Source organism: Acinetobacter sp. Ac8, assembly GCF_055392545.1.
Map to the genome: position 1 here is coordinate 3,997,222 of NZ_AP043689.1, position 24,198 is coordinate 4,021,419.

The 24,198-nt window shown below is 39.1% G+C and carries 18 protein-coding genes and 8 tRNA genes; 9 read left to right on the forward strand and 17 right to left on the reverse strand.

The features are described from left to right. The first annotated feature begins 48 nt into the window (after positions 1-48). The 4 genes from yccS (at position 49) to ACZ5QH_RS18920 (ending at position 6,601) form a co-directional block, all read left to right on the forward strand. Complete coding sequence (gene yccS, locus ACZ5QH_RS18905) at positions 49-2,223, forward strand: YccS family putative transporter (protein ID WP_096735052.1); 2,175 nt, start codon at positions 49-51, stop codon at positions 2,221-2,223. Positions 2,224-2,322: 99 nt separating this feature from the next. Then, positions 2,323-2,883: an SdpI family protein gene (locus ACZ5QH_RS18910; protein ID WP_004817689.1), complete on the forward strand. Its 561-nt coding sequence runs from the start codon at positions 2,323-2,325 to the stop codon at positions 2,881-2,883. 159 nt (positions 2,884-3,042) lie between these two features. Then, on the forward strand, positions 3,043-5,691 hold the full coding sequence (locus ACZ5QH_RS18915; protein ID WP_303577622.1) for a PepSY domain-containing protein: 2,649 nt from the start codon (positions 3,043-3,045) through the stop codon (positions 5,689-5,691). 124 nt (positions 5,692-5,815) lie between these two features. After that, positions 5,816-6,601: a YdcF family protein gene (locus tag ACZ5QH_RS18920; protein WP_303577623.1), complete on the forward strand. Its 786-nt coding sequence runs from the start codon at positions 5,816-5,818 to the stop codon at positions 6,599-6,601. Between the two features lie 33 nt (positions 6,602-6,634). Here the strand turns inward: ACZ5QH_RS18920 and ACZ5QH_RS18925 are convergent, their stop codons facing one another. The 10 genes from ACZ5QH_RS18925 to ACZ5QH_RS18970 form a co-directional block, all read right to left on the reverse strand. Then, complete coding sequence (locus tag ACZ5QH_RS18925; protein ID WP_004817692.1) at positions 6,635-7,102, reverse strand: DUF2750 domain-containing protein; 468 nt, start codon at positions 7,100-7,102, stop codon at positions 6,635-6,637. A gap of 75 nt (positions 7,103-7,177) precedes the next feature. Continuing rightward, positions 7,178-7,253: transfer RNA gene (locus tag ACZ5QH_RS18930), tRNA-Val, on the reverse strand. Positions 7,254-7,437: 184 nt separating this feature from the next. Continuing rightward, a tRNA-Asp gene (locus ACZ5QH_RS18935) sits at positions 7,438-7,514 on the reverse strand. An 8-nt stretch (positions 7,515-7,522) separates the two neighbouring features. After that, positions 7,523-7,598: transfer RNA gene (locus ACZ5QH_RS18940), tRNA-Val, on the reverse strand. Positions 7,599-7,705: 107 nt separating this feature from the next. Further along, positions 7,706-7,782 (reverse strand) — tRNA-Asp (locus ACZ5QH_RS18945). 8 nt (positions 7,783-7,790) lie between these two features. Further along, positions 7,791-7,866 (reverse strand) — tRNA-Val (locus tag ACZ5QH_RS18950). 72 nt (positions 7,867-7,938) lie between these two features. After that, positions 7,939-8,015: transfer RNA gene (locus ACZ5QH_RS18955), tRNA-Asp, on the reverse strand. 44 nt (positions 8,016-8,059) lie between these two features. Beyond that, positions 8,060-8,136: transfer RNA gene (locus tag ACZ5QH_RS18960), tRNA-Asp, on the reverse strand. Between the two features lie 23 nt (positions 8,137-8,159). After that, positions 8,160-8,235 (reverse strand) — tRNA-Val (locus ACZ5QH_RS18965). 281 nt (positions 8,236-8,516) lie between these two features. Continuing rightward, positions 8,517-8,915 (reverse strand): YbaN family protein, encoded by a 399-nt coding sequence (locus tag ACZ5QH_RS18970; protein WP_303577624.1) that lies wholly within the window; start codon positions 8,913-8,915, stop codon positions 8,517-8,519. A 226-nt stretch (positions 8,916-9,141) separates the two neighbouring features. On the opposite strand from ACZ5QH_RS18970, the gene ACZ5QH_RS18975 reads away from it, so the two are divergent. From ACZ5QH_RS18975 to dapE, 3 genes are all read left to right on the forward strand, one after another. Further along, entirely contained in the window at positions 9,142-9,987 is an 846-nt protein-coding gene (locus ACZ5QH_RS18975; RefSeq protein WP_303577625.1) for a DUF1853 family protein, read from the forward strand. A gap of 115 nt (positions 9,988-10,102) precedes the next feature. After that, complete coding sequence (locus tag ACZ5QH_RS18980; RefSeq protein ID WP_004723791.1) at positions 10,103-10,243, forward strand: entericidin A/B family lipoprotein; 141 nt, start codon at positions 10,103-10,105, stop codon at positions 10,241-10,243. A gap of 156 nt (positions 10,244-10,399) precedes the next feature. Next, on the forward strand, positions 10,400-11,533 hold the full coding sequence (gene dapE / locus ACZ5QH_RS18985) for a succinyl-diaminopimelate desuccinylase (RefSeq protein ID WP_096735059.1): 1,134 nt from the start codon (positions 10,400-10,402) through the stop codon (positions 11,531-11,533). 75 nt (positions 11,534-11,608) lie between these two features. Here dapE and ACZ5QH_RS18990 read toward each other — a convergent pair whose 3' ends face one another. The 6 genes from ACZ5QH_RS18990 to pilG all read right to left on the reverse strand — a co-directional run bounded on the left by ACZ5QH_RS18990 (position 11,609) and on the right by pilG (position 20,183). Next, positions 11,609-12,073 carry a hypothetical protein gene (locus ACZ5QH_RS18990; protein ID WP_303577626.1) on the reverse strand — a complete coding sequence of 155 codons (465 nt, stop codon included), beginning with the start codon at positions 12,071-12,073 and terminating at the stop codon, positions 11,609-11,611. Between the two features lie 8 nt (positions 12,074-12,081). Beyond that, positions 12,082-16,608: a hybrid sensor histidine kinase/response regulator gene (locus ACZ5QH_RS18995; protein WP_303577627.1), complete on the reverse strand. Its 4,527-nt coding sequence runs from the start codon at positions 16,606-16,608 to the stop codon at positions 12,082-12,084. A 145-nt stretch (positions 16,609-16,753) separates the two neighbouring features. Further along, positions 16,754-18,823: a methyl-accepting chemotaxis protein gene (locus ACZ5QH_RS19000; protein ID WP_004817697.1), complete on the reverse strand. Its 2,070-nt coding sequence runs from the start codon at positions 18,821-18,823 to the stop codon at positions 16,754-16,756. A gap of 42 nt (positions 18,824-18,865) precedes the next feature. Then, the gene (locus ACZ5QH_RS19005; protein ID WP_004723799.1) at positions 18,866-19,402 is read right to left on the reverse strand and encodes a chemotaxis protein CheW; all 537 of its coding nucleotides are present in this window, start codon (positions 19,400-19,402) and stop codon (positions 18,866-18,868) included. Positions 19,403-19,405: 3 nt separating this feature from the next. Next, positions 19,406-19,774, reverse strand: coding sequence for a response regulator (locus tag ACZ5QH_RS19010; protein ID WP_004723801.1), 369 nt, complete (start codon positions 19,772-19,774; stop codon positions 19,406-19,408). 25 nt (positions 19,775-19,799) lie between these two features. Further along, complete coding sequence (gene pilG / locus ACZ5QH_RS19015; protein ID WP_004723803.1) at positions 19,800-20,183, reverse strand: twitching motility response regulator PilG; 384 nt, start codon at positions 20,181-20,183, stop codon at positions 19,800-19,802. A 284-nt stretch (positions 20,184-20,467) separates the two neighbouring features. On the opposite strand from pilG, the gene ACZ5QH_RS19020 reads away from it, so the two are divergent. Continuing rightward, entirely contained in the window at positions 20,468-21,109 is a 642-nt protein-coding gene (locus tag ACZ5QH_RS19020) for a hypothetical protein (protein ID WP_303577628.1), read from the forward strand. Positions 21,110-21,358: 249 nt separating this feature from the next. Further along, the gene (locus tag ACZ5QH_RS19025) at positions 21,359-23,074 is read left to right on the forward strand and encodes a proline--tRNA ligase (protein ID WP_244013987.1); all 1,716 of its coding nucleotides are present in this window, start codon (positions 21,359-21,361) and stop codon (positions 23,072-23,074) included. Positions 23,075-23,171: 97 nt separating this feature from the next. Here the strand turns inward: ACZ5QH_RS19025 and ACZ5QH_RS19030 are convergent, their stop codons facing one another. Continuing rightward, a complete protein-coding gene (locus ACZ5QH_RS19030) occupies positions 23,172-24,131 on the reverse strand; it encodes a DUF6160 family protein (protein WP_303577630.1) in 960 nt (319 codons plus the stop codon). Positions 24,132-24,198 lie beyond the last annotated feature (67 nt).

Sequence of the window (24,198 nt, forward strand, 5' to 3'; positions counted from 1 at the left end):
CGCATTTCCCAAGTACATAACACCCTATTGATTTAACAAGGATTTCCTTTGAACACTTGGCTGTTAAAACTCAGAAAAGCAACCTACAACACAAGTTTCATGTATAACTTGAGAATGATCATTGCCTTCACAGGGACTGCATTTGTACCTTATCTGTTGGGACAGCAGTTAATGACCATTCCTCTGACCTTAGGGGTGGTTGCAGCAGGTCTCAGTGATATAGACGATCGCTTCTCTGTACGTATCATGAATTTGATCTATACCTATATCGGATTCTTTATCACCGCTGCTTCAGTGAGCCTGCTCTTTCCATACCCTATTCTGTTTGCCTTAGGTTTGATTGTTTCTTGTATTGGTTGGATTTTATTGGGTTCTTTGGGACGTCGCTATGCCACCATTTCTTATGGCTGTTTGGTGGTCTCTGTGTATTCCATGCTTGGGGTGCATTTATTTGATCAATGGTATATCCAGCCAAGTCTATTGGTGATTGGTGCAATTTGGTATGGGCTTATTTCAACCATCAGTTTTTTACTGTTCCCGGTACGGCAAGTTCAAGACAAATTGTCTCAATGTTTTTCATCATTAGGTAATTTTCTGTTTTCCAAATCTAATTTGTTTGATGTCGATATGACACCGACCAGCTATCAAGACAGTATGATTAGTTTGTCTATGGAAAATGGACAGCTCATCAGCATTTTTAATGATATGCGTACCGCCTTGTTGACGCGTTTAAAAGGTGACCGAGGACAACGTGATACGCGTCGTAGTTTACAATATTACTTTGTTGCACAAGATATTCATGAACGGGCCGATTCAGCGCATATTGATTATCAAAAGCTGGCCAAAATGTTTGAACATAGCGATGTGTTATTTCGTTTCCAACGTATTTTAGCGCTGCAAGGTAAAGCCTGTAAGGATTTGAGTGATAGCATCTTACACCGCACCACCTACCAGCATAATGTCCGTTTTGAGCATGCTTTTAAAAACCTCAGATACTCGCTGGATAAACTCAAAAAAGAAGAAAATTATGACTTAATTTGGGTCAATTCACTGTTTGCGCTTTATCAAAACTTAAAGTCGATTGATGCCCAATTACAAAATCTCGAAACTGAACGACATATAAAATACGATCAAAGTAAAAATTTCGAAAACCAACTTAAAGATGATGACCTCAAAGGTTGGGATGATATTGTCATTCGAATCAAACAAAATTTAACCCCTGAGTCTGTACTTTTTAGACATGCAATTCGCGTTTCGATTGTTTTGTTTATTGGCTATGTTTTTGTGCAACTCACCAATATTGAATACGGTTACTGGATTCTATTAACCGCACTGTTTGTCAGCCAACCAAACTTTAATGCGACCAAACGACGTTTGAGATTACGGATTATTGGAACCTTAGGCGGCATTATTTTAGGTTATGCAATTTTGTATTTTGTGCCCTCTATTGAAGGACAACTCTTATTACTCGTACTTAGTGGTGTATTGTTTTTTGATTTACGCAGTAAACAATATGCCCAAGCCACTGCCTTTATTACCATCATGGCGCTGATCAATTTTAACTTGGATGGGCTTGGCTATGAGGCAGCGCTACCTCGTATGATTGATACAGTGATTGGCTGTGCCCTCGCCTGGTTCGGTGTCAGCTTTATTTTCCCTGACTGGAAGTTCCGTCGTTTACCCCGCACCATTCAACGTTCACTGGAAGCTCAATGCAATTATTTGGCCAATGTTGTCGCTCAATATCATCAGGGGCGCAATAATAGTTTAGAGTATCGAATTGTTCGTCGTGCTGCACATAATCGGGATGCAGATGTTGCCTCACTGATTTCAACCCTTGCCACTGAACCAGATTTTGACCCAAGTCAAAAAAGCTTAGCTTTTGAGTTCTTATGTCTAAATCATACCTTTCTTAGCTATATCGCAGCACTCGGTGCACATCGTGAGCAAGTGAAAGACCAACAAGTGCTTAATCTATTGGATCAAGCTTTAGATGATATCTCTGGGGCTTTATTACGGGATGAAATGCCTGATTTAACCGCGCATAATATGTTGAAAGCCATTCGTGCCCGTTTAAGTCAATCCGAGTCAGAAGACTCTAAATCACTCATTATTCTTCAACAATTGTCATTAATGTTCAGTATTTTAAAGCAACTGAGTAGCTTGAAACAGAATTTAAGCCATGAACGAGATGATCAATCTACTGAATTAGCTTCTTTATAAATCTGCATCAAAATTGCATCGTTATTTGGTACAATAGGTGCACTAAATCTTGAGATTTAGTGCTAAACTCTGACTAGATTTACATACATTACTGACACTATGACTGCCAAGAATATTTACGCTTATACCTTACAACCTGTTCCGTACGAAGTTTCGGAAGCCGAACAACGCGGCGCTCAACTTGCAATTTGGCGTAGTACCAATAAAATTGGGATTAAAGCTTGGGCAATCATGGGTGTAGCAGTCATACTCTCATTACTTGGCATCGCTTTAATTAAAAACTATTCAACCATTATTTTTTGGGTGGTTCTTGCTGCAGTTGCCATCTATCTTTTGGTTCGCAAGTTCGGTCTTGAATGGTATGTAAAACGCAAGATGAATGAATTTCCAGTTCAGGAAATCAAAGGTGTAAAATTAGGTGTACAGCCAAGCGGTATTGTGATGCGTCAACAAATGGGTGTACAAGAAGGTGTTGGAACAGTGGCTTGGAAAGACATTTATGAATGGTACAACACCCCTGAATTCTTACTGGTAAACTTTAAAGTCAAAGGCCAACAAGGCGCATATATTCTACCTAAACGTATGGATAGCAAGAATTTCCCCTTTGAAACACTGCGTAAACATTTAAAAGAAGTTGTTGGTGAACCCAAGACACTTTAATTTAAAATTTTAAAAGGCCTCCATTTTTGGAGGTTTTTTTGTACTTCGCTATTTTAATAAAAATGATAATGAGAATAAATATTATCTGCAAAATTCATTATCTCTCCGATTTATTCAGCTATAATTTGCTATCAAAAATATTCTGCCCTTTGCATTGCCATGTTTAAAAAGATTTTTTTTCAAATTCACTGGTTTCTAGGGATTACGGCTGGTTTAATTCTCTCAATTATGGGAGTGACTGGTGCAATCTATTCTTATGAACAACCTATTCAAAGATGGTTAAATCCAGACAGCTACACGGTAAAAGTTGAAAATCAGGCAAAACTCACACCTGCTGAAATTTATCAACATTTCCAAACCCAAAACCCTGAAATGAAGATCAACAGTATTACTGTCGCGAAAGCCGCTGAAGAAGCTTCAAACATTAATATTGTCAAAGAAGGCGCTCGTAGAGGTTATACCATGATGGTAAACCCTTACACGGCTGAAGTTCTTCCAGAAGTGAAAGGCAAAGATTTTTTTCAATTTATACAGCAACTGCATCGTAACTTAACTGTGGGTGAAGTCGGTAAACAAATTACTGGCGCCAGTACCTTGATGTTAATTTTCTTTGTACTCAGTGGCCTCTATTTACGCTGGCCGAAAAAGCATTCTTTTAAACAATGGTTTTCCATTAAGCCTAAACTCAAAGGTCGTAATTTTCTTTGGGACCTACATGCTGTAGTCGGAACGTGGGTGGTGATCTTTTATTTACTTTTAGCATGTACAGGGCTGTATTGGTCGTATGACTGGTGGCGTAATGGTATGTTTAAAGTAATGGGGGTTGAACGACCTCAGCCTGAAATGCAAGCAGCACGTGGTGGAGAAGGTCAAGGACGTCAAGGGGCTTCTGGCAATCCTCAACAACAACCACAACAACGTGGCGAAAAGCAAAATCAAACGACTGCTCATCAACAACCAGACCGTGAAAATAAGCATGAGAATAAAGAAGGTTTAAAACCAGAACAAATTCAACATGTACTTACTCAAACATGGAATGGGTTTAATGCTCAAATTAAACGTGACTATTCGACCCTGACTGTTTCGATTCCTAAAAAGCCAGATGGTAAAGTTGAACTCACCTTTGTTGATGCTATTCCACAACATGAGCGTGCACGAAATAAAGCAACCTATAACTATCAAACTGCACAAATTGAAAAATTAGACTTATACGAAAGCAAACCACTCAATGAAAAAATCATGGGAAGTATGCTCCCTGTGCACCGTGGTAGTTTCTTTGGCCCAGTTTTTCAATTCATCGCAATGCTTGCAGCATTGGCAATGCCATTATTTTTTGTTACGGGATGGATGCTGTATTTAAAACGTCGTAAGCAAAAGCGACTCACCCTTGCTGCAAAACAAGCGGGTTCAGCAATTCAAATTGATCCAAATGCAACACCTTGGTTAATTGCTTATGCCTCTCAAACAGGAATGTCTGAGCAATTGGCATGGCGCACCTCAACCAGTCTACAAGAAGCCCATCAGCCAACAACGGTAAAAGCTGTACAACAACTCTCTGAAGATGATCTCAAGCAAGCCAAACAGATTCTCTTGATTGCAAGTACCTATGGTACAGGTGAAGCACCTGACTTAGCCTCGCACTTTGAGAAAAAGCTCATGGCTACATCATTGGATCTTTCACATTTAAAATATGCGGTTCTAGCATTGGGTTCACAAGACTATCCTGAGACCTATTGTAGCTTTGGGCATCGCATAGACGCATGGTTAAAACAATCTGGTGCGCAACAATTGTTTGCTACGCTTGAAGTCAATAATGGCAATAATGCAGATATCCAACATTGGAATGATGCTTTAGCAAAAGCCACAAAACTCGATCTACAAACAATGTCTATTGATAAAGTTTTTGATCAATGGCGTCTAACAAAACGAGAATTACTCAATCCAAACAGCTTAGGCGCACCCGCATTTAATCTTGAATTACAAGCCAGCTATGATACAGCTTGGCAAGCAGGTGATATTGCTGAAATTCAAACGGGAAATAGTCCAGAACGTATTCAATTGTTCTTGGATAAATATCAAGTTCATGCAGAGACAAAAGTGGATTCACTCGAACAAAGCATTCAAGAAGCGCTTTGGAATCGCGATTTAACCGTTGCTATTGAACCTTTTGCCAATATGGAACACTTACTCGAGCAACTCCCTACGCTACCAACTCGTGAGTATTCGATTGCCAGTATTCCAAGTCAGCAAGTGTTGCGTTTGGTGGTTCGTCAGCAACAAAATCCTCAAGGTGAGCTTGGTCTCGGTTCTGGTTGGCTGACAGAACATGTGCAATTGCGTGATAAAATTGCGTTAAGAATTCGGAATAATGAATCTTTCCATTTAATTACCGATAACCGCCCGATTATCTGCATCGGAAATGGTACCGGGATTGCGGGATTAATGAGTTTGATTCATGCGCGTGTCCGTATGGACTATACTGAAAACTGGTTGATTTTCGGTGAACGCCAACAAGCAAACGATTATTTCTTTAAAGATACAATTCAAGCTTGGCAAAATACAGCAATGCTAAAACGTATTGATTTAGCTTTCTCTCGTGATCAAACTGAAAAAATTTATGTACATCATAAACTGCGTGATCATGCCGAAGAACTGAAAAAATGGGTGGCCAATGATGCGGTAATCTATGTCTGTGGCAGTATCAATGGTATGGCGACTGATGTTGATCTCGCTTTAATTGCTATCCTTGGAGAAGACACCGTTGAACAATTACGTTTAGATGGTCGTTATCGTCGTGATGTTTATTAGGGTCTATTGAATAAATTTACCCGCCAAAACCGAGCTCAATTGCTCGGTTTTTTTTGATTCATATATAATAAATGCACAGATTTCGTTTAGAATTAGACTAATTTTTAATGATTTGTTTTCACCCATGTATAACAATAAACTCTTCCGCATTGTCTTTTTTTTGCTGGGATTTGTCTTATTCCTCGATGGATTTATTTTAATTTTATATAAAAAAATCCACTTAGGAACAATACTCCCTTTGCTGATTGGCTTAGTCTTTATCACTACAGCGCTATGGAGCCAACACATTCAGCAGTATTTGGCCCAACACTTAAAGTTAAAGAAAATCTGGCGCTTAGGATGGGTTCTATTTACACTTTGGTCAGTCAGCTTAATCGGCTTCTTTGGTTACATCCACTTAAAATCCCAACAAAATACAGCAGAAAATAATCTACAAGCCATTATTGTGTTAGGCAGCGGCATTACCCAAGGAAAAGCCTCACCGACCCTGGCAAAACGTTTAAATCAAGCCGGTGAAATTGCAAAACAACAATCACAAGCTTTGATCATTGTCAGTGGTGGTTTAGATTTTGGTGAAGAAAAACCTGAAGCAGAAATTATGTCGCAATATTTACAAGAGCATATGCAAATCCAAGCCAGTAGAATCCTACAAGAAAATAAAAGTACCAGTACTGACTTAAATCTAAAAAATAGCCAAGCGATTTTAAAAGCGCATGGTTTAACTTTAGACTCTAAAATTGCGATTGTGACCAGTGATTTTCACACCTTACGTGCCGCAGCAATCGCCAGAAAGCAAGGCTATCACAACTTCATTACTGTAGGGGCTAAAACTCCACTCACGACACGCTATAACGCATGGTTAAGAGAGTATTTTGCTTATATTAGCGGTTGGGTGCTCGGTGAATATTAAGGTACAGAAAGCCATATCATTGTTTGTACAGCGTTACTGATGTAAGCGAATTTTACGTGGTAACGGTAAGCGTTTATTGTTTTGAAATAACTCAGGTTGAGTCGTATACATCTGATATAAATAATTTTTGATATCGAGTAAAAATTTATTTGTCGAAACTAAAATATTCCGCCCTTCAGGGGTTAAATTTATAGAAATTGCGGTATTATTTTGTTTGATAAAAGGAATCATCTGTTCAATAAAAACAATGAGTTCAACTTCTTGTACTTCGTAACGGCTCCAGTTATCTTTAATCAGAAGTTGTGCCAAATTTTTACTTTGCCAAACAGCTAAAGACTGTTGCCCTGTCGGTGATGCGCACAAAGCCCAGCCATCATCATAAAGAACAAAAACCTTGGTTTGTGAAACAATCATTTCGACAAAATGTTTGTATTGGTCTAGGGTTTGGACTGAGTTTTTTTGAGTTGAAGATGCAGCTTTACGTTGATATGGATTTCGCATAGAAAATTTATTTTTAAAATACTTATGCTTATATATTATACAGAAGTTCTAAACAAATAACTAGATTGGAAAATGTGGTGGGCGCTGACGGGATCGAACCGCCGACATTCTGCTTGTAAGGCAGACGCTCTACCAACTGAGCTAAGCGCCCTGAGTGTGGATAAACAAAGTTGTTTACTCTGTTTGAACCTATAAGAAAATCGATGATTTAATCTTAAGTTCTATCCTAAAGATGGGGAGTAAGCGATATGAAGTCTATAATGTTTGATCTTTAAAAATCAAAAACTTCAAATTCTTACCATTCCAAATATCTTGATCTCAGGAAAAAAGATAAATGGCGCAGCGGACGGGACTCGAACCCGCGACCCTCGGCGTGACAGGCCGATATTCTAACCAACTGAACTACCGCTGCGTTGTATATGGTGGGCGCTGACGGGATCGAACCGCCGACATTCTGCTTGTAAGGCAGACGCTCTACCAACTGAGCTAAGCGCCCTGAGTGAGGATCATCACAATATTACTTTATCAGAACATAAAAGAAAACAATATTCCCTTTCAAATTCTTATACATCCAAATATCTTGATCTCAGGAAATAAGATAAATGGCGCAGCGGACGGGACTCGAACCCGCGACCCTCGGCGTGACAGGCCGATATTCTAACCAACTGAACTACCGCTGCATTGTATATGGTGGGCGCTGACGGGATCGAACCGCCGACATTCTGCTTGTAAGGCAGACGCTCTACCAACTGAGCTAAGCGCCCTAAACTAGAATAAATAAAAAACTATTTAGACTCTAATTCAGTATTACATGTCACTGCAAAATCATTCTAAAGTGGCGCAGCGGACGGGACTCGAACCCGCGACCCTCGGCGTGACAGGCCGATATTCTAACCAACTGAACTACCGCTGCACTTTAACAAATGAATTGCTATACATACGATGATTGAATTTAAGTGGCGCAGCGGACGGGACTCGAACCCGCGACCCTCGGCGTGACAGGCCGATATTCTAACCAACTGAACTACCGCTGCACTAAAAATTCAACGTTAAAGCTTGGTGGGCGCTGACGGGATCGAACCGCCGACATTCTGCTTGTAAGGCAGACGCTCTACCAACTGAGCTAAGCGCCCTAACGACTTCATCGTTTGTGAGGTGCATTATAGAGAATCTTTACTGAGTGTCAAACGCTTTTCTCGATGTTTTACCTATTTTAGGTTTGAGTGATTAAAAAATAGATCATTTTAGTTTAAATTGGTGTTTTTTGTTTATTATTTATCTATTTATAAAATATTCAAACCCATATTTTAATTAAATTGAGTAGATCATTTAATCAATATTTTAACCCTATTATCTATTTGCTATAAACTTAATAAAATATTCAGTACTGAATGATCAAAACATCGAATGAAGGCTATTCGAATTTATCCATTTCATTCAGATTTTTTACAATAGGTTTTGGTTCAGGGCGCAACCAAAGCCAGATAGCCACAATCAACATGGTCACATCGGTAAAAATCTTCACAGCCAGTGGCGCATTGGTGAATAACATGATCACCCCACTGATCAACATCATAATACTGGCGATCCACTTTGCTTTACGTGGCACAGTCCCATTTTCACGCCAAGCACGAAGCGTTGCACCATATTTTGGATGATTGAGTAACCAAGCATCAACCTGTGGCCAACCTTTTGATGCCGCCCAAGCGGCCAAGATGAGGAAAACTGTCGTTGGCATTCCCGGTAATATTGCCCCAATAAACCCGAGTACAATAAAAACAATCACCAATGTTCGCCAAAACAAAACTTTCATAGATTAACTCAATCTGCCCATTCGACTAGTATACCGCCCAAATGATTTTGCCAGTATATTTTAAATCAATTGAAATCATTGTATTTTAAAATCACGGTGTTCATCATTTCCAATACAGTCAAAATTGAGCTTGCATGTTGATCCACTTATTTGCTTGAATCTCAACACGCTAAAGACCTTTTCTTAAAAATAAACTGAGTGAGTCTTCAGTTTAGGACAGCATACAATGACAGACTACTTTGAACCTTGGTTAAAGTACAAACACCCTATTGTTCGTCAATTGGCTTTTTGCATTGCCAGTCCCAATATTATTCAACATCTGCCTGATGAATTAGAAATTAAAAATCGTTTTGAAGTACACACCTCGGCATTTTGGCAACAACAATATATAGATTTTCAAACACGCTTAGATCAACTCGATCACGACCCCACCCCACTCATTGAATTTGTACAACAGCTTAAAAGCACACGTTTAGGTTTACGTTTTGAATATTTATTTTGGTTCTGGTTACAAGATGAAGCCAATCAACACTATCAACTGATTCAGCATAGTATCCAAATCATTGAAGCAAAGAATACATTAGGCGAAATTGATTTCCTTGTTCGTAATCAGGCCACAAAACAGATCGAGCATTGGGAAGTTGCTTTAAAGTACTATTTAGGCGAATCAAACTTACACTTAAAGCATTGGTATGGTCTAAATCGTAGCGACACCCTTTTACGAAAACTGAATCATTTCTCAGAAAAACAATTTCAATTTACCCAGGCTTTAGATCTTAAAATTGAAAAGAAACTGGCTGTGATGAAAGGACAGCTTTATCTGCCTGACAATAAAGACGATGTTGCACCGCCCTCATGGATCAACACGCAACGTCGATTGGGTCAATGGGGACATCACATTGCACAAGATTTTTACCGTCTACAACGGCATGAATGGATTTGCCCAGATCTAAAACAAAGCTCAGCTGCTGCCCAATTTTGGTGTAATGGTTTATATCATAATAAAAATAGCCTGCAATTTTATATGTACCGCCAAGCTCCTCTGGCGCTTTTCTTTGACATAAATGCTTAATTATTCACGTTTCTTATACATGGATTAACCAATCCACTCATAAAAACATAACGATATATTAACCTGATACTCGTATACTAAAATTCTAATTAACGCGTGAAACACGGAGATAGTAATGAAAAAAATTTTAGCAGTTTCAATGTTATTCGCTTTTGTTTTAGCTGGTTGCAACACATTTAAAGGTGTTGGTAAGGATGTATCTAAAGCGGGGGATGCTGTTACGAATTCTGCAGAAAAAGTTGAAAATAAATTGTAAGTATCAACTTCATTCTACAACATGAGCCTTATCTCAATAGATAAGGCTTTTTTAATGCCAATTTAAATAGTTTTATCCTTTCTCAAGCTTTAAGGTTTTCATTCGGTTTTATCTTCCTCTATTATATTGTTCAATTTACTTACTTGATCAATGTCCATGAATCATTCGGATACCTTAGAACTGAGTTTACAACTTCTTCGCCAGCCTTCCGTGACACCTATAGACCATACCTGTCAAACCATCATGGCAGATCGTCTATCTGCTATTGGCTTTAATATTGAAAATATGCGTTTTGAAGATGTTGATAATCTTTGGGCAAGACGCGGAACGGCATCTCCAGTTTTCTGTTTTGCAGGTCATACCGATGTTGTGCCTACAGGTCATCTAGATGCATGGGAGTCTGATCCATTCCTACCTGAAATTCGTGATGGCAAACTCTATGGTCGTGGCAGTGCTGATATGAAAACAGCATTGGCTGCAATGGTGGTTGCATCTGAACGTTTTGTAAAGAATCATCCGGACCATAAAGGTTCTATTGCTTTTTTAATCACCTCTGATGAAGAAGGCCCTTCTATCAATGGTACGGTTAAAGTTGTCGAAACCTTAGAAGCACGTAATGAAAAAATGACATGGTGTCTTGTCGGTGAGCCTTCAAGTACGGATACGCTGGGCGATATCGTAAAAAATGGCCGTCGTGGTTCATTAAATGCAGTGTTAACAGTAAAAGGGAAACAAGGCCATGTTGCCTACCCACATTTAGCCATCAACCCCATTCATACCGCGTCAAAAGCTTTAGCTGAACTCTGTGATACGGTATGGGACAATGGCAATGAATACTTCCCTGCGACTTCATTCCAAGTTTCCAATATTCAAGCAGGTACAGGCGCAACCAATGTTGTACCCGGTACGATGACCGTTACCTTTAACTTCCGTTACTCAACTGAAGTAACTGCTGATCAACTCAAATTACGTGTTCTTGAGATTTTAGATCGTCATCATGTTGATTATGATATTGAGTGGACCTTATCAGGTTTGCCCTTCTTAACCCCAGTCGGTGAATTGGTCAATGCTGCACGAACTGCAATTAAAAATGTGACAGGAACAGAGACCGAACTTTCAACCAGTGGTGGGACTTCTGATGGTCGTTTTATTGCTCCGACAGGCGCTCAAGTGCTTGAGTTAGGTGTTTTAAACGCAACGATTCATCAAATTAATGAGCATGTGAATATTGCTGAATTAGAGCCTTTGGCTGAAATCTACGAACAAATCTTAGTCGAATTACTCGCTTAAGTTGAGCGATTTTCACTGAGTAAAAAGGACGCATTTGCGTCCTTTTTTACAGATAAGTTTTGAAAGCATTACACATCAATTCTTCTTTATTCCAATCTGTAATTGGATTTGATCCAAATCCGGCACATGATAAGTCTTATCGCCAATTTTCACATATTGTAAAATCGTCTTATCTTTGATGCTATCCTCTGCGTCGACCACTTCTGAAATCCGTAGCCGTATCGAACTTGGCATTTCATTGCACATCAAGGCAAAACGCTCGTCTGCATCCTCCCCTTCAATGATCAGTGCGACACCCAAGGTCTTTTTAGGATCACTGACACTAAATGTCGGCAACTTCTTTTCATGCCATTCCACGACATTGACATAGGTTGGACTATTCTGAGCAGAAAGCACCACATTTTGGGGTAATAACATTGGTGCTTTATCATAACAATCAATAATATATGCATCAATAAACCCAGTAGACACCGTAATTAAATGCTGTAATTCCCGTGTGCTAATTTTATCAATTGCAGATTTTTCAATATTCTTTGTCATGAGCGTTCCTATTTAACCGTCAACAAAGCTTCAATATTTTCCAATAAATCAGCTTCTTGGAATGGTTTACCCATATAATTTGTCACACCTAAGCTAAATGCCCGTTCACGATGTTTTTCACCTGTTCTTGACGTAATCATGATGATTGGCAAATCGCGGTGAATTTCGTGATGGCGAACCAAGTTGGTGACTTCAAAACCATCCATTCGTGGCATTTCAATATCCAGCAACATCAAGTCTGGTTTGACATTTTCAAGTTGCTCAATCGCATCCACACCATCTTTCGCAGTAATCACATCGAAACCTTGGCGTTCAAGCAAACGTGAAGTGACCTTACGAACGGTAACTGAGTCATCCACAATCATAATCAAACGGCGTTGATCACGATGACGTTGTTTATCATGTTGAAGATGTTCTGCACTACCACGAGTAGATGCTTGAACTTGTCGTGCAATATTTTGCCCATCCAGAATCAAACACACCTGACCATCACCCAGAATAGTTGCACCCGCAATTGCATTGATGGTAGCAAACTGCTTACCAATCGGTTTAACCACAATTTGTGAACGCGAACCAATTAACTGATCAACCAGAATGGCAATCGATTGCCCCAAGCTTCCCTTGATCAACAACACTGGTAATGAATGTGCAAGCCCATGTAACCGTGGAGTGACTTGATTCGAGGTAAACTCACCCAAATAACGTAGCTTATAGCTTTGGAAATCGATATCAAAATAGTCATTTTGAGTTTCAAAATATTCTTCCAAAGCGGCTGGTGAAATTCGAACAATACGATCAATTTGCGATAATGGGACTGCAAATTGCTGATCACCGACTTTCACCATCAAGGCATCGCTGACCGCAACTGTTGTAGGTACGGTAATCGTAAAGGTTGAACCATGCCCCAACTCAGAACTGACACTCACTTGTCCACCAAGTGATTTAATTTCACTTTGCACAACATCCAAGCCAACACCACGACCAGAGATTTGTGTCACTTGCTGTGCTGTACTAAAACCAGGATGGAAAATAAACTGTAGGATTTCCTCAGGCTCTAACTGTTGATCCGTTTTGATTAAACCTTTTTCGATTGCTTTATCACGAATAACTTTTGGATCAATTCCTTTACCATCATCTTTAAACGAGACAAGTACATCCGTACCTTGACGACTAATATTCAAATCAATTCGACCAGTCAACGCTTTGCCCGACTTCTGACGCTGTTCCGCATCTTCAATCCCGTGGTCAATCGCATTACGCAACATATGCTCTAACGGTGAAACTAATTTTTCCAGAATATTACGATCCAACTCCCCTTCAGTATTATTGACTAAAAGTTCAGTGGGTTTATTCACGGTTGAAGAGGTCTGGCGAACCAAGCGCTGTAATCGAGGTAACAGTCTTGAGAATGGTACCAGACGAGTACGCATCAAGCTTTCCTGAATTTCAGCTTGAATACGAGATTGCTGAAGTAATAAACCTTCAGTATCACGAATCTTTTCAGCCAACGTGGTTTTAAAATCAACCAAGTCAGATGCAGATTCAGCCAACGATTTTGATAACTGGTTTAGAGATGAATATTGGTCCATTTCTAAAGGGTCAAAATCAGCATAACGAGCGCTTAAATCGCCATGTTTTGCAATGATTTGGCTTTCTAACTCGCCTTCCATACGGCGTAGCTGATCCGCCAAACGTTGAATAGCCAACTCCATATCAGTCAGGGTATTCCCTAACTGGCCCAAATCCATCTCAATACGTGAACGGTTGATCGCGTTTTCACCAGAAAGGTCAATCATTTTTTCAACCAAATCTGCAGAGATACGAATCATCTCATTGTTGGATTCAGTTTTTTGTGAAAGATCCCATTCACCCAACATTGACGGTGGCTCTGTACCATCCCCCTGAACAAACTCACTGATCGATTGCTCAAAGATTAAGTTTGTTCGAGATAGTTTTTCTGGAAGCTGTGCGGATACATCAACATATTCAATACTATGTAAGCTCGATTTTAAACCTTCAAAATTATCATAGTGATGTTTAAAGATTGCAGCATCTAGCCAATGAAAGGTTTTTTCCAATAAACCATCATAAACATTCGAGTTAAAATTATGTAAACCAAATTGCTCAAATGCATTTTCTAATTCATATGCAATATCAGCCACTTCTTCCAATTTCACCATTTTTGCACCGCCTTTCAAGCTGTGTGCAATACGTTGTAATTGGAGTAGGAAACTACGGTTGCTACGCTGATCAAACCATTGAGATAAAATGCTCAAACCATCATCAATCAGCTCTCGTGCTTCTTCAATAAAGGTTTCTCGAGCAACAACTTCAACAGGATCTAAACCTGCATCTTGATTTGCATCTATAAATAATTGAGCATCATCAATTGCAGGTTGTTGATCTTGATCCAACGGTTCAGTTTCAAGCAGTTCTGGAGTTTGATCAATCGCTAAAACGATATCATCTGCAACATATTCAAGTTCATGCAAATCTACTGCATCATGACTAAATTGTGGCTCAACCGCAGTTGATGCTTGAACAGCTTCAATCGGACCTTGCTGATCAATATTGTGTAAAACACTGAGAATATGAGTAGCTGGATAATCAATTGATTTTTCGCGAATCAATTGAATACGGTCTGCCACATCATCTTGAATTAAACGAATCGCTTGAATAATGTGTGGTTCTGCTTTGAGTTGACTTTTAATCACGCGTTCATAAATGGTTTCCAACTCATGCGCAATCAAACCAATATGGGTGGCTTGCACCATATTTGCACCACCTTTTAAGGTATGCAAATAACGCATCAAATTGTTTAATGCGGTTGTATCATCAGGATGGCTTGACCACGTATTTAAGTCATGGTCCATTCCAACCAACAATTCGTCGGCTTCTTCAATAAAAATGTCGAGAACATCAGCATCAAATTCACGTTGACTATGTTCTGAGTCAATATTCTGTTTATCCAGATTAATTTGCGTCAGTACATAGTTCCCTACTGATTCAACAGGGTTCGCTGCCATTGAGACTGTATCTGGCTGCTGTTCAGTATCTAGCGCAGTCTTTGTTTCAACAATTTGACCAGCAACACCAGTGTCTATTTCTTGGTGTAAATAGTCATGTAACTCAGCCAAAATCGCTTGTGTTGATTCATTTAGGCTGACTCTTTGTCCTGATGCCAAAGTATCGAATAAATGAATAAATTCCTGATGGGCCTTAGAAAACATTTCAAAAGCATAATCAGTATTTAATAAATCTGGCTTGCGAATAACTTGTTCATAACCATCTTTTAAAGCAAGACTAAAATCATGAATGCCTTGTGCAGCACGATTATTGGTATGATCTATCAACATCTGCGCTTGTTGAGCCAGTTGTTGGAAATATGCTGGATATTCAACTTGGGCACGCTTATCAAACTCAAACTCGGCATCAAGCAATAGATCGATCTCAAGATCAACCAATTGTGTGACTAAACCCGTTTGCGAATGTTGATATTGATGTTGGAAATCGTAGCGTTCCCAAGCATCATTAAATTTTTGATAAATGGTTTGTAGCTCAACAGCTTGATTACCTTTCAGCTTTAAAACATAGAGATAATCACTGACAAATTCAGCATAGTAAGTCAGTAGCGCATTTTCATTTTTTGAGGACTCGGTATCTTCTTGAACCAATACTTTAAATAAATGCTCGACCTTACCACTTGCTTCAAAGACCTCATTGACATGCGCCATTGAAGAACTGCCACGCAAAGTATGCAAGGCACGAATCAAGCGATTATATTGATCAGGCGTATGTTCTTCTAAGTGCAAAAATTCTTTAATTGCCGCCAGATGCTCCTCTGACTCTTCAACAAAGATTTCCAAGGTTTCAGAGGTTAAACTATCATCTGCAACAGTCGATTCAACTGCCACTTCTTCTTCAGTCATATCTGTAGAGCTATCTGCAACGAGATCAACCACATGCGGAGTGGTCACTGAGGTTACTGCTACTGTTGCAGTATCTTCACCAATCTCCAAACCAGTAATGACATTTTCATTATCCAGTGTATTTGATAATGCCAATAACTCGTCTAAAGCAGGTTCTAAGCTTTGTTTCTGTTGTAGCTGCTGCCCCAAATACACCAAAGGTGCTAAATCTAAATGATGCGGTTTTCGATTTAAAAACTCTGAGTAGAGTTTGAACTTATAAATATTAAATACTGCACGTACATAGTGTTGAATCTCGGAAGTAAGTTCCAGATTTTTCGTAATAATACGATTTAATGTATCTTCAACAGTCCAAGCAAGTTCACCAGAACGTTTAGCCCCCACCATACGCCCAGACCCCTTAAGCGTATGAAAATAACGGCGAATATTGACCAATTCGGTATCTTTAAACTCTTCGAGTTGCCATCGATCAAGAGAGGTTTGTAGCTGTTCAAAAATTTCTTCAAGTTCTTCTACAAAAATTTCTAAAATTTCCTCATCCTGACCAAGATACGCATCTTCAGGTAAAGTAACGTGTTCCACTAAATGTTTTAATATTTCTTTCATAGCTCAGGCTTCTATGTTAGTTCCCGTCTTTGGGACTAAAACCTTTCAAAATACAGTCAAGCTGAATGGCTTTAGAAGGCGTTCCATTCTGTGCAATAGCCACTTGTTACAGTCGATATTGCACATATATAAAGTATCAATCGTTTTAGTCAGGCAGTTTAAAGTCTGAAACTGATTGACGTAATGAATCCGCCATACTTGCCAATTCAGAAACCGAACGGGCTGTATCAAATGTTGCACCAGTGGTTTGTGAAGTAATTTCTTGTACGACATTCATCGTATTTGCAATATGACCTGCTGAAGCAGACTGCAATTTCGCCGACTCAGAAATACTTTCAATCAAACCAGCCAAGTTACTTGATACTGTTTGAATCTCACCCAAGGCAACACCCGCATCTTTTGCAAGATTCGCACCACGCACAACTTCCGAGGTGGTTTGTTCCATTGAAATTACGGCTTCGTTGGTATCGGTCTGAATGGTTTTAACCAGTGTTTCAATCTGTTTGGTTGCAGATGCTGAACGTTCAGCAAGACGCTGTACCTCGTCCGCAACCACGGCGAAACCACGACCCGCTTCACCGGCCATAGATGCCTGAATTGCTGCGTTTAATGCCAAGATGTTGGTTTGGTCGGCAATATCATTAATCAGCGATACGATGTTACCAATCTCTTGAGAAGACTCACCTAAACGTTTAATACGCTTAGAAGTTTCTTGAATCTGCTCACGAATTGTATCCATACCTTCGATTGAACGGTTTACTACATCTGCACCATTTGATGCAATTTGTACGGAACGCTGTGCTACCTCTGCTGATTCAGCAGCATTTGCAGATACGTGGTCAATCGACTGTGCAATTTCATTAATCGCTGTTGATGCCCCTGCAATCTCTTGCGCCTGATGCTCAGAAGCTTCAGCCAACTGGTTAGTAATCTGTTGGGTATTCTGCGTATATTGTGCAACTTCTTGAGAAGTGTCATTAATTCGTGATACTAGGTCACGTAATTGGTCAATCGCAAAGTTAATCGAATCGGCAATTGCACCAGTGAAGTCTTCCGATACCGTTGCATACGAACTTAAATCACCATCTGCCAAATCGGCAATTTCATCAAGTAAACGTAAAATCGCATTCTGGTTACGGTCATACTCGTCTTGTAAACGTGTTACACGAACTTTATCTGACTCACTACGTAAACCAAGAAGTTTAAATACAGCAAATAAGAATGCGCCGAGAGCAAGAAGTAAAATCAATGCAGGTAAAATCGTACCCACACCAGTATTTACCGAAAGTCGATCCAAACCTTTTAATAAATTATCCGATTGCGCAAAGATGTCTGACGATGCCTGACGTACTTTAAAAATCTGATCAGAGTTCTTTAGTACAGAAGTTGATGCCAATTGCACAATTTCATTGTAATCCGCTTTAATACTTTCTAAAGACTCACGTAGTTCAGGTTTATCAATACGTGTTACACCTAAATCGGCACTCCCATTGAGTTGCGCATTTAAATACGTACCAAATGTTTCAGTATCCGCATTAAAGTCGTCTGCTGAAGCACGGGTATTATCCGAACCACTTAATACTGAACCAATAGAACGTAAAATACGTTCTGCAAGGAATACTTGGTTTTTCGCGATAACAACCTGAGTACTTGACATGTTGTCACGTGCCATTTGGTCAACCATTGCGTTATATTCCGCCTGCATGCCTGGGATCACATCCGCAACAGCAATGTTAGTGTCATATAATTGGTTAATGATTTTTTGGTGTGTGGCAATCATGTCGATATCAGCAGAAACTTGTTTCCAAGTTTTTTCAACGCCTTCCACTTGTTTTGAAGACGCATGAATATCTTTGACGACATCTAAGTTTTCTTTAAATTTCTTTTGCGATGCAACTAAAGCATCAATTGAGTCTTTCGAACCCGATGCGGTGGCTTCAGTTGCTTGACGTGATAAGGTCTGTGATAAAAGTTTTAATTCACCCAAGCTACGAGTTAAGTCGTTATTTCGAGGAACTGTATAGAATAGAACCAAAAGCAAAATAATCGCAACGATGATGCTGGCAATTGCCATTTGAATAAATGGCTTTGATTTGTCGCTTTCCCCAAACAACTTAGCAAATTCATCAATTTTTGATTTGGTTTTGGTTAATACGCCTGAACTACTTTTTTGAGCAGTATCCCCTGTATTTTTCTTCTTTAGTTTAAAGCCCATTCAGCTTCTCCCGATTCGCTTAACTCTCATTAGGCGTCAAAGCTAGTTTATAAATTTTTCTGATGCATTCATGTATTGAGGATCATTTAACAAACGACTAAACAAGAATATATTCCAAGCCTGATTATGCTGCTGAAAATATCCCTGACAATAGGTTTGAAGGTTTTCTTCTAATTGATTGTTTTTAGAAAAAAAGCCTTTTTTATTAAAATGTTGAATCCCCAAAACCTGATCTACGATCAGACCAACATAGTGGTCATTATGACTAATACATAAGACTTTTTGAGTAGGTAGAAATTGGCTTCTTTGCCCCGTTAAATAAAAAGCCAAATCAGAAACTGACAATAACCGTCCGCGAATATTCGCTAAACCTCTCACCCATCCCTGAACATTGGGAACGGGTGTGTATTTTGGCGGATAAATAACTTCTGAAACCTCACCCAAAGGCGCAACAAAATATTGCCCCATCATTTCAAATGCAATGCCTGACCATCGGTTTACTTCATTTTCATTGTCAGCGTAATTTTTATTTCCTCGCTTAGACAATCGAAGTAATTCGATAAATCCATTTGCTGCCATACATTATCCTGCTTGTAGATGTTGCTTAATCGTACTGATCAGCTGATTCTCATCAATCGGTTTGGTTAAGTAGTCACAAGCCCCTTGACGTTTTCCCCAAACGCGGTCGGTTTCTTGATCTTTAGTACTTACAATCACAATTGGAATATGCTTGGTGGCTGCACCACGTGCGATCTGACGAGTCGCTTGGAAACCATTTACACCAGGCATAACAACATCCATCAACACAAGATCTGGCAATTCAGCTTGCGCCAGTGTAATACCATCTGCACCATTGGTTGCTTCAATCACTTCAAATCCATGCTTAGCTAGAATTTCTTTAAATCTAAACATTTCTGTTGGTGAATCATCAACTATTAAAATTTTTGTCATTATTTCCCCCAAATTAACCGTTCATTTAAGCAGTCACATGATTGCGAATAGCATTTAATAGTTCATCTTTACTAAATGGTTTTGTTAAATATTCATCTGAACCGACAACACGACCTTTTGCTTGATCAAATAAGCCATCTTTACTGGATAACATGATGACTGGAATATTTTGATAATTTTGGGAGTTTTTAATCAAAGCGCAGGTTTGATAGCCATCCAGACGAGGCATCATAATATCGACAAAAACAATATCTGGATTTGCTTCAGCAATTTTAGATAAGGCTTCAAAACCGTCTACAGCAGTGACAACTTCACAACCTTCTCTTTGTAATAATGTTTCAGCAGTACGACGAATGGTTTTAGAATCATCGATCACCATGACTTTTAGATTTTGAAATTTATCGTCCATTTAATGCCCCTTTCCGTAAGCTTGGAATGAATTGTGCTGTACAGATTTATTTTTACAATTAATCATGTTTTTTTAACATATATTAACTCACTTTATCAATGAACATTTCTTGTCGGAAATCTCACTTCAAACAGTAAAACACAGTAAAGCTCACATAAAAAAAAATATTCTGCTTTTTTTTAGAAGTTAATTGTTTATTAAAATTTTGTAACCACATAAAATGAGCAAAGATAGTTTCAAAATCATATAACTTACATTGATTTTTTGGGGATGGTAGACTTTAAATGGATAGAATAATCTATTACCAAAATATAGCGTCAAAAACAAAAAAAATATGCAATACCGCCCTTTCAGTCAGCTTACTCATCTGTACTTTATCGGTCTATGCTGATACGCCTCAGGCTAAAGCGGTATGGTATCGATATTATGATAAAAATGGGGTGGCCAATATCAGCTCCTCGGTTACACCAGCACACATAAAAAATGGTTATGAAGCGCTTGATCGCAACATGCAAGTGATCAAACGTAATCATGCTTATAATGTCGAAAAAGATTTACAACAATCGACGTCACGCGCATCTGAAATGCGTAAATTAGAACAAGATGCGCGATTAAAGCGTGCCTATGGCAACTCATCTGTCGCTGTCAACAAAAGAAATGAACTTCTAAGCAATATAAAACAACAAATAACACTACAAAACCAAACACTTAAACAACTTCAAAGTGATCGTATTATACTTAAAAGACAAGAAATGGAATACTACCGCAAAGGTAACTCTGTTCCTGTTACACTCAAAGATCGGATCAAATACAATTCTGAAAACATAGATAAAACTAAGAATTATATTGGAAGCCTACAAGACAACTACCGCAAGACACAAACCTACTATGATGATATTATTAACCGCCTTAAAAAACTTGAATAATCACCTTTTAATTCGGAATTCCTTGGCTCTATTATTGATAAGAACTTAACAAAACAATATAAATGATTTAAACAACCTTTCACGATATCGGCTAATTTCAAGTTAAAACCGAGCTCTGATCGTATCGTCAGTATAAGAATATAAAGTTTTCAATTTAAACAATCATTAAAAATGTTCAGCTTATTTTTTTATCGTATTTTTTTATCGTATAATCATTCCTTTAAATCTAAAAATTTTAGGACAGTTTCCATGCGCGCGAGTCGCTTTTTATTTGCAACGTTAAGAGAAACCCCAAACGATGCTGAAGTCATTTCACATCAGCTCATGTTACGTGCTGGGATGATCCGTAAATTGGCTTCAGGTTTATACACTTGGTTGCCGATGGGTGTACGTGTGCTCAATAAAGTTGAAGCGATTGTTCGTGAGGAAATGAATCGTGCAGGTTCTTTGGAAACATTAATGCCCGTGACGCAGCCGGCTTCACTATGGGAAGAATCTGGTCGTTATGTACAATACGGTCCAGAACTGTTGCGTTTTAAAGACCGCCATAGCAATGACTTTGTTCTTGGTCCGACACATGAAGAAGTCATTACGGATTTGGCTCGCAATGAATTAAAAAGTTATAAACAACTTCCAATGAATTTTTATCAAATTCAAACTAAGTTCCGTGATGAAATTCGTCCACGTTTCGGTGTGATGCGTTCGCGTGAATTTATTATGAAAGATGCTTATTCTTTTCATGTCGATCAAGCGTCATTACAAGAAACTTATGATGTTATGTACGACACCTATTGCCGAATTTTCACCCGCTTAGGTTTAAATTTCCGCCCTGTTCAAGCAGATACAGGATCGATTGGTGGTTCAGGTTCACATGAGTTTCACGTACTTGCATCAAGTGGTGAAGACGATATCGCTTTCTCAACCGAATCTGACTATGCAGCCAATGTTGAAATGGCTGAAGCAGTATTGACTGGTGAGCGTGCAGCACCTAGCCAAGATCTAAAAATTGTAGACACACCAAATCAAAAAACCATTGCTGATGTTTCTGCATTTTTAAATACAGATCCAGCGCAATCGGTAAAAGCCTTACTTGTACAAGGTATTGCTGATGAAAAGGGTCATATTCCTGTAATCGCGTTATTCCTGCGTGGCGACCATGAGCTCAATGAAATTAAAGCTGAAAAGCATCCACTGATTGCAGCACCTTTAACATTTGCAACAGATGTTCAACTCAATGCTCTTGGTTTAACTGCAGGATTCTGCGGACCACAAGGACTGGTTGAGAAAGGCTTAACTGTGATTGTTGACCGTGCAGCCTCTGTGCTTTCAGATTTTGTTGCGGGTGCCAATGAAGTAGATAAGCATGCCACTGGTATCAACTGGGACCGTGATGCAACATTTACAGAAGTTTTTGACTTACGTAATGTGGTTGAAGGTGACCCATCTCCAGATGGTCAAGGCACGATTTTAATTAAACGTGGTATTGAAGTCGGTCATATTTTCCAATTGGGTACCAAATACTCAGAAGCACTCGGCTGTAAAGTTTTGGGTGATGACGGCAAACCATTAGTGGTGACAATGGGCTGTTATGGAATTGGTGTAACCCGTGTAGTTGCTTCCGCGATCGAACAAAACTTTGATGAGAAAGGTATTATTTGGCCATCTGCAATTGCCCCTTTCGAAGTTGCAATTGTGCCAATGAATGCGCAAAAATCTCCACGTACGCTTGAAGCAGCTGAAGCACTTTATGCTGAATTACAAGCCGCAGGTTATGATGTATTACTGGATGATCGTAATGAGCGTCCTGGTGTTAAATTCTCTGACTTGGAATTAACAGGTATTCCTCACCGTATTGTCATTGGTGAAAAAGGCTTAGATGCAGGTACTTTTGAATACAAAGGGCGTAGAGATGCCGAATCTGTAAATTTAAGCAAAGATGAGTTATTGGCTAAATTAGTGAAGTAACTTTTCAATCGCATTAAAAAAGCCCTGAAATAAACTAAACCCTATAAGTCACACAACTTATAGGGTTTTTTATGCTTTGGTATTTTATAGACCAGCATTACAGACCATTAATTTTGACTTTTAAATCTGTAACTGATGTTCCGATTGCCCCAAAGTTCCCCATCGAGCCATTTTGCAGACCATTAAAAGTCCCTGCCGCATTTGCCCCACTCGTTCCCATAATCATCTGATTGATACCCAGATCAAACTTACTCGATTCACCCGTATTACCAAAGACAAAACCTGTTGGTTCAACGCCAGCATAGAAACCGTTTAATGAAAAACCATTGACCTTATCTGTTCCAGTTAATTGGAAGTTAAAATTTGCACCAATATCGCTATCATCAGATAAAAGTGCAATAGCACAGCCTGATCCCGTACCACAAATCGATTGAATTGCGCCACCAAAAGCAATCATACGCCCTTGAGGTGCATTACCTAACTGTAAATTAATGGTGGGTTTGGCAGCAGCAAAGTTGATATCAAAACCATCATTCAGTTTTAAAAATTTAATGACATCGGATTTTTCACTGGTACCTGTAAAAATAGATTGATATCCAGCAGGCCCTGAAGATGAACTCGCTCCAGCCAAGTAAAGCGCAAATGGTGAAACTTTAATCCCGGTAATATTACTTGCAAAGCTCATTCCGATATTGGCAAAAGGTTTACCACTTGCTCCACCTGTAGCGCCCCCATCGGTATCCATGACTATGTTCATCGTTGGGGTATTTGAAGCGCCTAGAAAAGTGATATCAACAGTTTGGTCAGCAACCGCACCAGCACTTTTACCAGCAAGAACCAGCGATGCTTTATTTGCATCACTCACAGTTGAGCCTAACCCGTCACGATCAATAATTGAAATTTGATTGAGTTGAACTTTACTCAAATTTATACCAACATTTATCCCATCTTGCCCCGTTGTTTGGGAAAGACTTTGATCATCCATAGGTTCCATTGCCAGCGCAATTGGACTCAGTATCAATAATGATATACATCCTAGGTTTCTATTTTTTTTCATTATCCTAATCCTTAGGAAAATTTATATACTGCCTACCACATCACAGTCTAATCAGAAATTCTGTACG